Source organism: Mucilaginibacter kameinonensis (assembly GCF_003675385.1).
GTDB classification, from domain to species: Bacteria; Bacteroidota; Bacteroidia; order Sphingobacteriales; family Sphingobacteriaceae; genus Mucilaginibacter; species Mucilaginibacter kameinonensis.
Genome location: NZ_RCWZ01000002.1, coordinates 141,533 through 154,385 on the forward strand (window position 1 = coordinate 141,533; position 12,853 = coordinate 154,385).

General features: G+C 41.1%; 12 protein-coding genes. 8 read left to right on the forward strand and 4 right to left on the reverse strand.

The window, feature by feature from the left end; translation table 11 throughout:
* Nucleotides 1-229: 229 nt before the first annotated feature.
* On the forward strand, nucleotides 230-550 hold the full coding sequence (gene trxA, locus EAH55_RS07600) for a thioredoxin (protein WP_090531998.1): 321 nt from the start codon (nucleotides 230-232) through the stop codon (nucleotides 548-550).
* Nucleotides 551-656: 106 nt separating this feature from the next.
* Entirely contained in the window at nucleotides 657-1,577 is a 921-nt protein-coding gene (locus EAH55_RS07605; protein WP_121809129.1) for a DUF58 domain-containing protein, read from the forward strand.
* 124 nt (nucleotides 1,578-1,701) lie between these two features.
* Here EAH55_RS07605 and EAH55_RS07610 read toward each other — a convergent pair whose 3' ends face one another.
* Complete coding sequence (locus EAH55_RS07610) at nucleotides 1,702-3,021, reverse strand: sensor histidine kinase (RefSeq protein ID WP_121809130.1); 1,320 nt, start codon at nucleotides 3,019-3,021, stop codon at nucleotides 1,702-1,704.
* Between the two features lie 13 nt (nucleotides 3,022-3,034).
* Nucleotides 3,035-3,712 carry a response regulator transcription factor gene (locus EAH55_RS07615; RefSeq protein WP_091221836.1) on the reverse strand — a complete coding sequence of 226 codons (678 nt, stop codon included), beginning with the start codon at nucleotides 3,710-3,712 and terminating at the stop codon, nucleotides 3,035-3,037.
* 199 nt (nucleotides 3,713-3,911) lie between these two features.
* Between EAH55_RS07615 and EAH55_RS07620 the strand changes: the two genes are divergently transcribed.
* Both EAH55_RS07620 and EAH55_RS07625 read left to right on the forward strand, forming a co-directional pair.
* A complete protein-coding gene (locus EAH55_RS07620; RefSeq protein WP_112567012.1) occupies nucleotides 3,912-5,372 on the forward strand; it encodes a glycoside hydrolase family 130 protein in 1,461 nt (486 codons plus the stop codon).
* 316 nt (nucleotides 5,373-5,688) lie between these two features.
* The gene (locus EAH55_RS07625) at nucleotides 5,689-6,357 is read left to right on the forward strand and encodes a hypothetical protein (RefSeq protein ID WP_121809131.1); all 669 of its coding nucleotides are present in this window, start codon (nucleotides 5,689-5,691) and stop codon (nucleotides 6,355-6,357) included.
* Here EAH55_RS07625 and EAH55_RS07630 read toward each other — a convergent pair.
* Nucleotides 6,354-7,034, reverse strand: a complete 681-nt coding sequence (locus EAH55_RS07630; RefSeq protein ID WP_121809132.1) for a phosphatase PAP2 family protein — start codon at nucleotides 7,032-7,034, stop codon at nucleotides 6,354-6,356. The genes EAH55_RS07625 and EAH55_RS07630 overlap by 4 nt on opposite strands.
* A 79-nt stretch (nucleotides 7,035-7,113) precedes the next feature.
* Between EAH55_RS07630 and EAH55_RS07635 the strand changes: the two genes are divergently transcribed.
* Both EAH55_RS07635 and EAH55_RS07640 read left to right on the forward strand, forming a co-directional pair.
* Nucleotides 7,114-9,048 (forward strand): amino acid permease, encoded by a 1,935-nt coding sequence (locus EAH55_RS07635; RefSeq protein WP_121809133.1) that lies wholly within the window; start codon nucleotides 7,114-7,116, stop codon nucleotides 9,046-9,048.
* A 5-nt stretch (nucleotides 9,049-9,053) separates the two neighbouring features.
* Complete coding sequence (locus EAH55_RS07640) at nucleotides 9,054-9,467, forward strand: DUF5655 domain-containing protein (RefSeq protein ID WP_244228124.1); 414 nt, start codon at nucleotides 9,054-9,056, stop codon at nucleotides 9,465-9,467.
* Nucleotides 9,468-9,647: 180 nt separating this feature from the next.
* On the opposite strand, the gene EAH55_RS07645 is transcribed toward EAH55_RS07640, so the two are convergent.
* Entirely contained in the window at nucleotides 9,648-11,597 is a 1,950-nt protein-coding gene (locus EAH55_RS07645) for a KUP/HAK/KT family potassium transporter (protein WP_112567024.1), read from the reverse strand.
* Between the two features lie 197 nt (nucleotides 11,598-11,794).
* Between EAH55_RS07645 and EAH55_RS07650 the strand changes: the two genes are divergently transcribed.
* Nucleotides 11,795-12,310 (forward strand): T9SS type A sorting domain-containing protein, encoded by a 516-nt coding sequence (locus tag EAH55_RS07650; protein ID WP_112567027.1) that lies wholly within the window; start codon nucleotides 11,795-11,797, stop codon nucleotides 12,308-12,310.
* Nucleotides 12,311-12,505: 195 nt separating this feature from the next.
* The gene (locus tag EAH55_RS07655; RefSeq protein ID WP_162996782.1) at nucleotides 12,506-12,847 is read left to right on the forward strand and encodes a hypothetical protein; all 342 of its coding nucleotides are present in this window, start codon (nucleotides 12,506-12,508) and stop codon (nucleotides 12,845-12,847) included.
* Nucleotides 12,848-12,853 lie beyond the last annotated feature (6 nt).

Here is a 12,853-nt window from a genome sequence, read left to right on the forward strand (position 1 = left end):
TAAAAAGTAACCCGCCGCTACAGTTGTAAATATGCTCCGGAAATAGGTTATTTGTGTAAATACGTCATGTCGCAAAGTGGTGTTTTGAGGTGCAAATGCGACAAATGGTCATACATGCGTTAACTGCGCGTATTATAATAATATAATTGTCACAATGTCAGTAACGCACTTGTGGCAAGCAATTTGAATAGCATATATTTGTAAGTACAAAATTTAAAAAATAGAAATCATGGCTTTAGAAATAACTGATGCAAACTTTGACGAGCTTGTCCTGAAATCAGACAAACCGGTATTAATTGACTTTTGGGCAGAATGGTGCGGTCCGTGTAGGATGGTAGGTCCGGTAGTTGAAGATATTGCTAAAGAATATGAAGGCAAAGCTGTTGTTGGTAAAGTAGATGTTGACAACAACCCAGGTATATCTGTAAAATACGGTATCCGTAACATCCCTGCCTTATTGTTCTTCAAAAATGGCGAAATTGTGGATAAACAAATCGGTGCTGTGCCAAAATCAGTATTAACTGATAAACTGGTAAAACAGTTAGCATAACTCACAGAGGCTTATTTGATGCTACCCGCTGTAGCATTAACACAACATATTTTAATGAAAAGCGTTGCAATTTTGCAACGCTTTTTTTATGTCCCTATATTAGCCTATGCCCAAATTAAACGAAGATCAGCAGATAAGGCAACTGGCCAATCTTGAATTACTGGCCCGGCAGGTAGTAGAAGGATTTATCACCGGCTTGCACCAAAGCCCTTTCCACGGTTTTTCGGTTGAATTTGCCGAACACCGTTTATACAACAATGGCGAGTCTGTCAAAAATATCGACTGGAAGTTGCTGGCCCGTACCGATAAATTGTTTGTTAAGCAATTTGAAGAGGAAACCAATCTGCGTTGTTTTCTGCTGCTGGATACTTCGTCGTCAATGAACTTTCCTGAAACGGGCACCAATAAGCTTCAGTTCTCGGTTTATGCTATTGCTTCGCTGATGTACCTGTTTAAAAAACAGCGCGACGCGTTTGGGCTTTGCCTGTTTTCGGATAAGATAGACTGGATCAGCGCGGCTAAATCAACCACTACGCACCTGTTTTATTTATATGCCGAGTTGGAAAAAATGTATGGCAGTCCCAAGGTAAATACTCAAACCAATATTACCAACGTACTACATCATATAGCCCAGGAAATTCACCAGCGTTCATTAGTGATTGTTTTTAGCGATATGTTGGAGAATAATCTGGACGTCGAGAAACAGCAGGCTTTATTTGCTGCTATTCAGCATTTGAAGTTTAATAAGCACGAGGTGGTAATCTTCAATGTTACCGATAAGCAAAAGGAACTGGAGTTTAATTTCGATAACCGTCCGCATCATTTTGTAGATATTGAAAGTGGCGAAGAGCTAAAAGTAAACCCGGCCCGGATCCGTGACGCTTATAAGGCATCATTAAAAGAATACCGTCATCAGCTGGAACTCAAGTGCGCGCAATATCATATCGACCTGGTTGATGCTGATATTCATGAAGGTTATCACCATATCCTGAATACCTACCTGGTTAAGCGGAATAAGATGATATAGGAGTTTGTTTCAATAAAAAAAGGCCATCTCCATCGGGGAAACAGCCTCTATGATTAATTAGGGGATCTACTTATAAAATAAACTTTGTAAAGGTATTGGTACAATGTGAAGATTAGGTGAAGCCCTACTCACGGTGAAAGATGAGGTACACACTTGTTCCTTTGTCTTTCATCGAATCTATTTTTACCCTGATGTTGTGGAATGTGGTGATACTTTTTACAATGGCTAAACCCAGGCCATAGCTTTCCTTTTCTTCTGTTTCAAACTTTTCAAACCGGTTGAAGGCATTTTCTATTTGTTGCTGGTCCATGCCTGCGCCGGTATCAGTAATTTCCAGTATATAAACGTCTTCCTTTAATTCGTCGGCAATATTAATACTGCCTTTGGGCTTATTATACTTGATGGCATTATTAATAAGATTGAACAGCAGAGTATGCATCAGCGGGCGGTTACCCATGAGCGAATAAATGTATTTGATGTTGTTGTTAAAAATAAGGTGTCTTTCTTCCAGTCGATCCTCCAGTTCCTCCTCAATCTCCATAATTACACCGGCTATCATCACCACATCGGTTTTTGCATACTGATTGTTTTCAACTTTTGATATCAGCAAAAGGCTGTTGATGATAGATTTAAGCCGGTTTAACGTTTTCAGCGAAGCGTGCATTTTGTTTTCGCTGGCTTCGCTAAGCTCTTCCTGTAGCAAGATATTCTCCAGCCGGGAACTGATAATTGATATAGGCGTAAGCAGCTCATGTGATACATTAGCAATAAACTGTTTTTCGAGACTGAACAGGTTACTGATCTTTTTCATCAACGTGCTGATGCTATCGTCAAGCAGCTCGAAATCCTGTGTGGTTGTCTGGATTTTTTCGTAATCAAAGTTCATGGGGTCATTTACCTTGATTAGCTTTCGGTCAATGATCTTATAAAACGGGGCAAGCAGGAATTTGGTAAACACCAGGTCGCTTACCAAAGTAAGGGCAAGTGCTATTACCAATGTTAAAAGGGTAAATCTTTTTATGATTGATTTTAACTCTTCAATGGAAGTAATTGCAACGCCAATTTCAAGCAAATAGGTATGATTGTTAAAATTAAACTGATGGGTTAGTATGCGATACGTTTGCGTAACCTGTTCGCTTGTTCGGGTTTCGGTTGTAAATCTGGCACCCTGGGTTTCCGTGGGTTGAAATTTAACCGGTTTAATTATAATGAACTCCTCTTTTAATATATTATAATCAGTATAGGGTTTTTGATCTGAAAGTTTACTGTTAATCTCTTTTGAACTGAGATTTTTAAGCGTTTCACGTTCATTTTCCTCAAGCCGCAACTCCACGTGATCATAAGAAATCTTCTCGATAGAAAGCAGGATAAGCAGGCCCGTAAAAAGTATAATGGCTAACTTGGTTAATGTATTATAAAGGGCCAGTTTTACCTGTAGTTTCATGCAGTTATTTGTTTCAGATGTTGATGCGATAGCCGATACTTCTTACGGTTTCAAACCAGTCGATAGGGATATATGCCGACAGTTTTTTGCGCAGGTTTTTAACATGCACATCCACAAAGTTCGAGTCGGAGTTAATTTCCAGTACATCGCCCCAAACGTGCTCGGTGAGGTTGGTACGTGATATTACCCGGTTTTTATTTAAAACGAGGTAGTTAAATATCTCAAACTCTTTTTTGGTGAGCGCTATCCGTTCGTCGTTATAAGTAACGGTGCGGTTTTGAATATTGATCTTTAGGCCTTTTACATTAATATCATTACTCTCCAGGCGGTGCTTGCGGCGGGTAATGGCGTGCATACGGGCAAGCAGTTCGTTGAGGGAAAATGGTTTTGCAAGGTAATCGTCGGCACCCTGTTCAAGGCCGGATACCCGGTCGTCAACAGCGCCCCGGGCGGTTAATATAATCACGGCGTCTTCACGGTTGTTCATGCCTTTCAGCATTTTAAGCAGGTCAAAACCATCGCCATCGGGCAAACCGAGATCGAGCAGGATAAAATCATAATTGTTTACGAAGATTTTTTCGGACGCCGACTTTTTGGTACGGGCATGCTCAACGGTAAAACCTTCATGGCTCAAAAATTCATCAACTTCAAGCGCAAGGCCTTTTTCGTCTTCAACAATTAACACGTTCATAACTGTGCATTCAATATGGGTTACAGGATCGGGATTGTTCACGGCAGGCAAAATACCGTACCGAAGATTAATAAAAGATGAAGATAGGTTTTTATCCCGGCCTGTGGAATGTCATTTTTTAAATGTTGCGTTTAAATTAAAAAAGCATAAATCAATTTACGCTAATTACTGTTACAATTAAAAGCTACCACTTCATAGTATGAGACTTTCTATCGAACGCAAACCCATCCGTGTAAATCCAGATCCGAAACGTGTAATTGCAAGGTTTTTTTTTAACGGAAACGACCGCGCTAAAGAAGTTATTGAGCGTGTGATGCTTATAAGCGAGGATGAGGCCTTCGGCATAGTATCACCAATACTGCAGGAATACTCTAAAAGGCACCGCAACATCACCCGCGTACTAAACAGGCATTGCAGCAAACTCAAGCCCCTGTTTTTAGAGTTGAATATCGATTTTGATACTTTGACGGTTAACCGTAAACTACTCATCGGGTCGTTTTTTACGCATGAATATTCTATCGAGTCGGCGGCATTCTTCAATCCATCTATAATTGAAGATCCCGACCAAACCGAACTTGAAGACGGGCAGCGCCGGGTAATTATCAGTTTCAGGGCGGTAGGTGAGGGGCACATCTCATCCATCACCTTTCGCCGGGCCATGATTGATAAGGATAATAACATCAGCATACAACCCGCTGGAAGCTATATCGACGAAGCCGAAATTGTACGGAACGCGGTTTACAATAAAAAACTGTTTTTTGAAAAGGCGGCTATTACGCAGATCAGCATTGATGTGATCAATGAGCTGGAATCAAAGCTCGATCATCATTTTGAATACGCGAACCTGCGCCGTATCATCATGGACTCGCAACGGTTGCAGGAAAACGATATGAAGCGCCTGGAGTACGACAAAGTGCTATGGCTAGCCGATTCCTATTATGAAATTGTTTTTTCGCTGGATACAGATATATCCGACAGGGTGATCTTCCCGATATCCGAATATGAACGCAAGGGTATTGAAGATGCCCGCTTTGTTCAATTTACAAACGATGATGGCAGCAAACTTTACTATGCTACCTACACAGCCTACGATGGTTCGCTGATTATGCCTAAGTTGTTGCAGACAACCGATTTTTATAATTTCAAAATCATGCCTTTGTACGGTGCCGGCGCGCAGAATAAAAACCTGGCCCTGTTTCCACGTAAGGTAAATGGCAAATATGTGATGATATCGCGGATAGACGGTTGTAATAACTACATCATGTATTCGGATAAGATCAATATCTGGGAAAAGCCGGTGATGCTACAGCAGCCGAAGTTTAGCTGGGAGTTTGTGCAGATAGGCAATTGCGGTTCGCCCATTGAAACCGCCGACGGCTGGATCATGATAACCCACGGCGTTGGCCCCATGAGGCGTTATGTATTGGGGGCAACACTGTTAAAACTTGATGATCCTGCTGTTGAGATAGGACGTTTAAAAGAGCCATTACTCATCCCCACCAGCGACGAACGGGAGGGCTATGTACCAAACGTACTTTACTCATGCGGGGCAATAGTGCACAACAATAAACTCATTATCCCATATGGTGTATCCGATTCATCAACCGCCTTTGCCGAAGTATCCTTGGATGACCTATTGAATAAGCTGAAGGAAGCTTAAAGCCGAAGGCTGAAAGCTTTTATATTCTTTACAAGTCGCAGCTATCCACGTCAATCTATAAAATCCAGACTTACGAAGTTTTCAAAACTTCGTAAGTCTTCTGCATTGTTATTCATCCTGCAAAATCTCATTAGGTTTTTAAACTCATAATGACGTTTTTATCATTTAAACTTATGCCTCAAGAAAAAGCTTTGAGCCTTCTGCTTTAAGCTTTTTGCTTTTTATTAACTGTTGATTTTAAGTCATTTAGCTATCATCTGAAACTCATTATGTATTATTAGTTAAAACTTATTCTTCTTTTTCAAGTTAAATAAATATGAAAAAGATAATTTTAAGCTTAAGCATAACGCTAATTTCGCTTGCAGGTTTTAGCCAGGCACTTAAACCTGTAAAGATAGATAGCCTTGTTACTGTTTCATTACCGCAGGGCTTTACAAAAAAGGATACATTAGGTCAACAGATATACCAGGGTACCGGATCATTAGGTAATATTCTTGTTTTACGCGTACCAAACGCTAACAACAAACCCTTAAATAAAGAGAAAGACCTGAAAGATGTATTTAAAACCTACATCAATGGTATCCAGAAACAATCGGTTAATGGTAGTGTAATGTATCCGCGTGATACTACCATCGGCAAATTGGAAGGTAAAGTATTTACCCTAAGGATTGATAACAGCGGTTCAACAGGCGAGTCTCCTGAGTTAAGGAATTTTATCCTGCTTTATACCCAGGATGCAACCTATACTTTTGAGTATAACTACCCCGAACAAAGGGCCGACCTTGCCAAGGCAGAACTGAAACAATTTTCAAGTTCTATTCAGATCGCACCAACTTTAGATCGTCGTGACCAGTATTTGTCTGACGCTAAAGGTATGTCTGCTCCAGCCAAAATAGGTATTTATGGTGGCGGCGCGGTCATCGTGCTGATCATTGTATTAACCGTGATCAAACGTAAAAACAGGCAATTGGAAGCGGGAGTTTAATTAACAGCAGGGGCTTTCTTGAATAAATGGAGCAGGCCCCTGTTCCATTTGGCCGACTGGATGAATTGTTTACCATCAAGCCAGGTAAGCCAAAAAATAGTAACAAACACACCGATAGCCGAGCCTGCAAGTACATCCTCATAAAAATGCTCGGTTAGGTACATTCTTGAATAGCCAACCATAATGGCAACAAACAAGGCTGGGATTCCCCAGCCTTTGTTTTTACAAAGGTAAGTTATAACAAGTGCTGCCGAAAAAGCGCTCACCGTATGCCCGGAAGGGAAGCTGTATTTTTCCAGTATATAAACGCCATCCACAGTATGCACCCTGCTCCACTGGCTTTCAAAATAAAGCTTCGGCCGCGGTGCTATGTAAATGTATTTAAGGATTTGGGCAACTATAGATGTTATTGCATAACTTGATGCCAGCAACAGCCAGCTACGATAGCTGAACAGCAGCATAAAAAGCGACAATACTACGGCTGTGGTGCCATCACCAATGTCTGTAATGTAGGGTTCAATGGCATCAAGCCAGGGTTGGTTCCAACTGTTAACTGTGAAAAAAATAGTTTCACGGCTGTATAGCAGTTTGATAGTTAAGCAGGTAGCTAAGAGGATAAGGTAAAGGATAAAAAAAGGGCGGATCCTGTACAACACGTCTTTTATTCCTATCTTCATGCTGCAAAGTAAGCATATACTTATTCAATGCAAAAAAATGATTAATTTTGAGATTGATTAGACTTATTAATTAAACTACATGTCGAAAAGTATCTTTCGTAAAAAGTCAGTAGCGAAAATTTTAAATGATGTTGAGTGCGGTTTTAGTGATAGTGAGCATCCCGGTACAACATCATCCCAACTCAAAAAAGAACTTAATGTAAAAGACCTGACCCTCATGGGCATAGCAGCCGTTGTAGGGGCGGGGATATTTTCGACAATTGGGGAAGCATCATTTCATGGTGGCCCCGCGGTTTCCATCTTATTTATTTTAACAGCCGTTACCTGCGGTTTTTCGGCGCTTTGCTATGCCGAATTTGCCTCGCGCATCCCGGTTGCGGGTAGTGCCTATACTTATGCTTATGCATCGTTCGGCGAGCTGATTGCCTGGATCATAGGCTGGGATTTATTAATGGAATACGCCATTGGCAATATCGCGGTAGCTATTTCCTGGAGCGAGTATTTTGTGAACCTGCTTGAAGGTTTCCATATCCATATGCCTAAGTTTTTAACTATGGACTATGTTTCGGCCTTGCGTGGCCATGAGCAGGTTCTGGCCGCGGGCAAAAATCTGGCTGATATCAGTGACAAAGTAAAGTCAGAAGCGCTGGCCTGGGATCAGGCGCCGGGTTTTGGCAGTTTTAAACTGATAGCTAATTTACCTGCTCTGTTAATCGTAATCATTATCACATACCTGGTTTATGTAGGTATCCGCGAAACTAAAAAGGCCACCAACGCTATGGTGGTGCTTAAGATAGTGATCGTCATAGCGGTGATAGTAGTTGGCTTTTTTTATGTAACTCCGGCCAATTGGCACCCGTTTATGCCTAACGGTTTCAGCGGTGTTATGAAAGGTGTATCGGGCGTGTTTTTTGCTTATATAGGCTTTGATGCGATATCAACCACTGCCGAAGAATGCGAAAAACCTCAGCGGGATTTGCCCCGCGGCATGATCTATTCACTCGTGATTTGTACGGTGTTGTACATTCTGATAGCATTGGTACTTACCGGTATGGTAAGCTATAAAGATCTGCAGGTTGGCGACCCATTGGCTTTTGTTTTCGCGAAGGTTGGTTTAAATAAAATAAGCTATGTGATCTCAATCAGTGCGGTTATTGCAACGGCCAGTGTATTGCTGATATTTCAGTTAGGACAGCCGCGTATCTGGATGAGCATGAGCCGCGATGGTTTACTGCCTAAAGCGTTTTCACGTATCCATCCAAAATACCAAACACCTGCTTTTGCTACTGTGGTAACCGGCTTTGTGGTTGCTATACCGGCGCTGTTTATGAACCTTACCGAGGTTACCGATTTGACCAGTATAGGCACCCTTTTTGCTTTTGTATTGGTTTGCGGCGGTGTGTTGCTACTTCCCCGCCAGGAAGCAGAGAAAGGTAAATTTCACTTACCATATGTAAATGGCAAATTCATTGTGCCAATTCTTACGCTTATCATTTTGGGTTCGGTGGCTTATTTTAAGCCGGCTGCTCAAGTTGAAATGATGCAGTTTAAAAAGCTGAAAGACAGGAGCGACATCATTGATAATATGGATAACAATGATAAGCTGAGCCTGCTTAGAACCACCAATCAGCTTTACAGCACCAACATTGTCTCCCAGCCAGATTCCGCCAAAAAATATTTTAAAGATATAGAAGAGGATAAGTTCAATACCGCTTTAAGGCAAACCAATGATATCAGCGATGCCAAAAAATACTATCTTGGTTTTGATGGTTTTCTTTACAATTTCCCTAACTATCTTTTCTTTATCCTGATCATCATCATAGCGGTTTATAGCTTTATTAAAAACTTCTCCCTGATCCCGGTTTTAGGGCTGATGAGTTGTTTTTATCTCATGACCGAACTTGGTTATACCAACTGGCTAAGGTTTTTAATTTGGCTGGTAATTGGTTTAGTTGTTTACGGTACCTACAGCTATAAAAACAGCGCCTTAGGCAAAGAATCTGTAACCGCGTAAATACCATGTGGACCTGCCCCTTATGCGAACGTGAATTTACAGCCACTAACCAGGTACACTCATGTCGCGACAGGGAATTATCAGAAGCGCTAAGCGGTAAATCGCCACATACGGTAGCTTTGTTTGATCATTTGGTTGATGAATATCTGCTGATAGGCCCCGTTAAAGTTTATCCTACCAAAAGCATGATAGCTTTAGGGGCGAGGGTAAACTTTGCTTATATCTCCCAATTGGGCAAAAACTTTATTGACGTGGTATTTCCCTTTAAAGAGGTTTATGACGATAACCTGTGCTTTAGCAAGATAAAGCAGGTGCCGGGCACCAATCAGTATAACCACTACTTCAGGATGTATTTTAACGAAGATATTAATGACGAAGTACGGAAGTATATGCGGATAGCGTGGAAAATGGACGCATAAAAAACGACGCTACTGCAGATGAAATTTTATGTCATTGCGAGCGAAGCGTGGCAATCGCACGGAAGCATAGCCGCCCTGTATAGCATGCGGTTGCTTCGTTCCTCGCAATGACAAGTTAATTAATATCAAAACAAAAAAGCCTCCCGTTTCCGGAAGGCTTTCAATATTAAAAAAGCTATTTTAATTGACCCTGTGTATTTCAATTGCTTCAGGTATGGCAAGTACCAGCGGTACTTTCTCAACCGTTACAAAGCTCAGATCGAGGCCGAAACCACGCTCTTCTGATAAACTTACTTTCTTAAGCTGCTTGTAGTAGTCCATAATAAAGCGCTCAACAAACGACAGGTTATGTGAACGTGAGAAGATCTTCTCAATCACCACAAAACGGAAATCGCCTACTATTTTGTGCTTGTTTAGCGATTTGTAGGTGCTGGTAATATCAACCTCGCCTTTTTTAACCAGGTCTTCGACTACTTTTCTGAATAGCAGGTTTATCTGCTGCTCAACACGGAAACCAAGTTTAAAATCGATACGAATGAGTTTGTTTGGCACCAGGTGGTCAACCTCGTATTCGCGTTTATAGGGTTCATCCACTACGTCAACGTGTACCAGCCAGTAAACGTCGGCGCGTTTAGGTTGCTTTTGCAGTATGGAGTAAACAATTTTTGATTCAATTTCTGAATTGAAATTAGCGCTGGTTAAGTACACCAATTGTGAAGCATATTTAGGTACGCTTTCATCTGAGCTTAATTCTTTAATGATATCAAAATAGTCTTCTATCTCAACAAACTTAACGTAGCGGTTCCTGATTTTACGGGCCGTATGCCAGGTCCACATTACGGTGAACAACAGGAAGCCTATTGATAGGGTAAACCAACCGCCATCTAAAAACTTGTGCAGGTTACCGGTAAGGAAGGTGCCTTCAATAAGTAAGTAAACGGCCAAAAACAAATTGATAATGTAGTTTGGTACCTTTTTGCGTTTCAGGAATTTAGATACCAGTATGGTGGTCATGAGCATGGCTACGGTAATACTTAAACCGTAAGCAGCTTCCATTTTGTCGGAGTGTTTAAAGATAAGCACCACGCCTAAACAGCCTGCCCACAGCAGCCAGTTAACACTTGGCACATAAAGCTGTCCTTTTTGCTCAGATGGATAATTGATCCTCACTTTTGGCCAAAGGTTAAGCCTTACAGCCTCGGCAATAAGGGTAAATGAACCCGATATAAGCGCCTGGCTGGCAATGATAGCAGCCACGGTAGCGATACCGATACCATAGATCAGGAACCAGGTTGGCATGATCTGGTAAAAAGGGTTTTGAGCGTTAAGATCCATAACGTGACCATTGCGCTGTAACAACCATACCGCCTGGCCCAGGTAGTTTAAGATCAAACATATCTTAACATAAATCCAGCTTACACGGATGTTCGCTTTACCACAGTGACCAAGGTCGGAGTATAAAGCCTCAGCACCCGTAGTACACAGGAACACGGCACCAAGTATAATAAATGCGCCATCGCTTGAGCTTGATGTGAGTAGTTTAAATGCATAGTACGGGTTGAGCGAACGGATAACCCATGGATCATGCACGATGTAGGTGACACCCAAAAAGCCCATCATGGTGAACCAAATAAACATAATAGGTCCAAAAGCTTTACCCACCAGCGATGTACCAAACTGCTGTATAATGAATAAGGCCGTAATAATGGCCATTACCACATATACAGTTGGTAAATTAGGGTAATACGTTTGCAAACCTTCAATAGCCGATGATATGGTAATTGGCGGGGTAATGATACCATCGGCAAGCAGTGCGCAACCGCCCACTACCGCGGGTACAATTAACCACTTTGCTTTGCGACGCACCAACGAGAACAGCGAAAAAATGCCACCCTCACCTTTGTTATCGGCCCTTAGCGTGATCACCACATATTTTAAAGTGGTTTGCAAGGTTAATGTCCAGAAAATAAGCGAAACACCTCCAAGAATTAACGTTTCTGAAATTTGACGTTGGCCAACAATGGCCTTAAATACGTATAGTGGGGAGGTACCAATATCACCGTAAATTATTCCTAAACTGATCAGGAAGCCAGCGGCCGACAGTTTATGCAGATCTTTATGATTTGACACTTTTATGATTTAGAGATGGCAAAAATATTAATTTTTTTGGTTAAACCATTATACTGATTAAACGTATAAGGAAATAATGTGTCTATGGTACAATAAGGTTACACATTTTGTTAAAATTTGTTAAAAAGTTTTACAAAAACATTAATATTTAATGGGATGAGGGCATTATTTATACTTTTGTAGAATCATACTAAATAATGAGGCGAAATTTTACATATTCTTATGTTTACACCTACACCTGGGTCGTGATGATTGCGATGGCAATTTTCATGAACTTCGCCTTTGTAGTTGATGGCCATACGCTGAAGTCTGATACCGTGTATCTCAGGGGTAAAACCAAGGGCACCAAGACCTCTTATTTAAAAAATGGCCTGCATCTTTCGCTTCCTCCGCTAAAACCTGCTGTTACTTCAAATGTTAAATTGAATGTATCAAGGCCGGATGATAAACTGTTAAGTGATGTACAGTTGTATCCTAACCCGGTTACCGATCAGATCAATCTTAAATACTCTATATCGCGCAATACCAACGTTACCATTAAAATAATGGATGTGTTGGGTAATGATATTTCCACCCTGTTTTCGCAAAGGGTTGAATCTGGCGATCATAATCTGAACTATCCTATCAGCAATAAGCTGGTCCGCGGTTTTTACTTTGTACGCGTAGTAGCCGGTACCGAATCGGTTATTAAAAGGATTTCGGTTATTAATTAAAGATCCTCCGTTTATTAAACTAATCAAAAGAGCTATTCGAAGTCTTTGACTTCGAATTAAATATGAATGTAGTTTGCAACTACATGAAATTACGGTAGTCTGAAGACTACAGGCATAGTCGATCGAAGTCAGAGACTTCGGATAGCGCAGTCAGAGATTTTGGATAACGGATATTTGCAAATTTTCAAACGATTAATGATGAAAACGAAACATAAAACTATTTTATTAATAGTAATTTTTATTGTTGTCATTGCTGTGTTTGCGGTGAAGCTGGTGGTAGATGATGATCGTGATGAAAGCAAGGCTTTCCGTGACGCTGTTGTAGTTAATGCAAAGGTTGAAAGTGTATTGCAGACCCGTGGACCAGCTTACGTACATGTAAAATATGAATTCAACCGAAAAACTTTCCACGCAGATTATGCCACTTACGACAGGGAGGCGTTGGATAGTTTAAAGCAATGCAAAACGGTAAGGTTGCTCATTGCAAAGTCGGCTCCTGATAAGTATGTCAAATATTTAGGAATTGAAATTCCGTAGCTACTC

Bases quoted from the DNA above. Each gene is read 5' to 3' on its own strand.
- EAH55_RS07630 (WP_121809132.1), bottom strand. From the start codon at position 7,034: ATGAAGATAGGAATAAAAGACGTGTTGTACAGGATCCGCCCTTTTTTT.
- trxA (WP_090531998.1), top strand. From the start codon at position 230: ATGGCTTTAGAAATAACTGATGCAAACTTTGACGAGCTTGTCCTGAAA.
- EAH55_RS07605 (WP_121809129.1), top strand. From the start codon at position 657: ATGCCCAAATTAAACGAAGATCAGCAGATAAGGCAACTGGCCAATCTT.
- EAH55_RS07640 (WP_244228124.1), top strand. From the start codon at position 9,054: ATGTGGACCTGCCCCTTATGCGAACGTGAATTTACAGCCACTAACCAG.
- EAH55_RS07610 (WP_121809130.1), bottom strand. From the start codon at position 3,021: ATGAAACTACAGGTAAAACTGGCCCTTTATAATACATTAACCAAGTTA.
- EAH55_RS07650 (WP_112567027.1), top strand. From the start codon at position 11,795: ATGAGGCGAAATTTTACATATTCTTATGTTTACACCTACACCTGGGTC.
- EAH55_RS07625 (WP_121809131.1), top strand. From the start codon at position 5,689: ATGAAAAAGATAATTTTAAGCTTAAGCATAACGCTAATTTCGCTTGCA.
- EAH55_RS07655 (WP_162996782.1), top strand. From the start codon at position 12,506: ATGATGAAAACGAAACATAAAACTATTTTATTAATAGTAATTTTTATT.
- EAH55_RS07635 (WP_121809133.1), top strand. From the start codon at position 7,114: ATGTCGAAAAGTATCTTTCGTAAAAAGTCAGTAGCGAAAATTTTAAAT.
- EAH55_RS07620 (WP_112567012.1), top strand. From the start codon at position 3,912: ATGAGACTTTCTATCGAACGCAAACCCATCCGTGTAAATCCAGATCCG.
- EAH55_RS07615 (WP_091221836.1), bottom strand. From the start codon at position 3,712: ATGAACGTGTTAATTGTTGAAGACGAAAAAGGCCTTGCGCTTGAAGTT.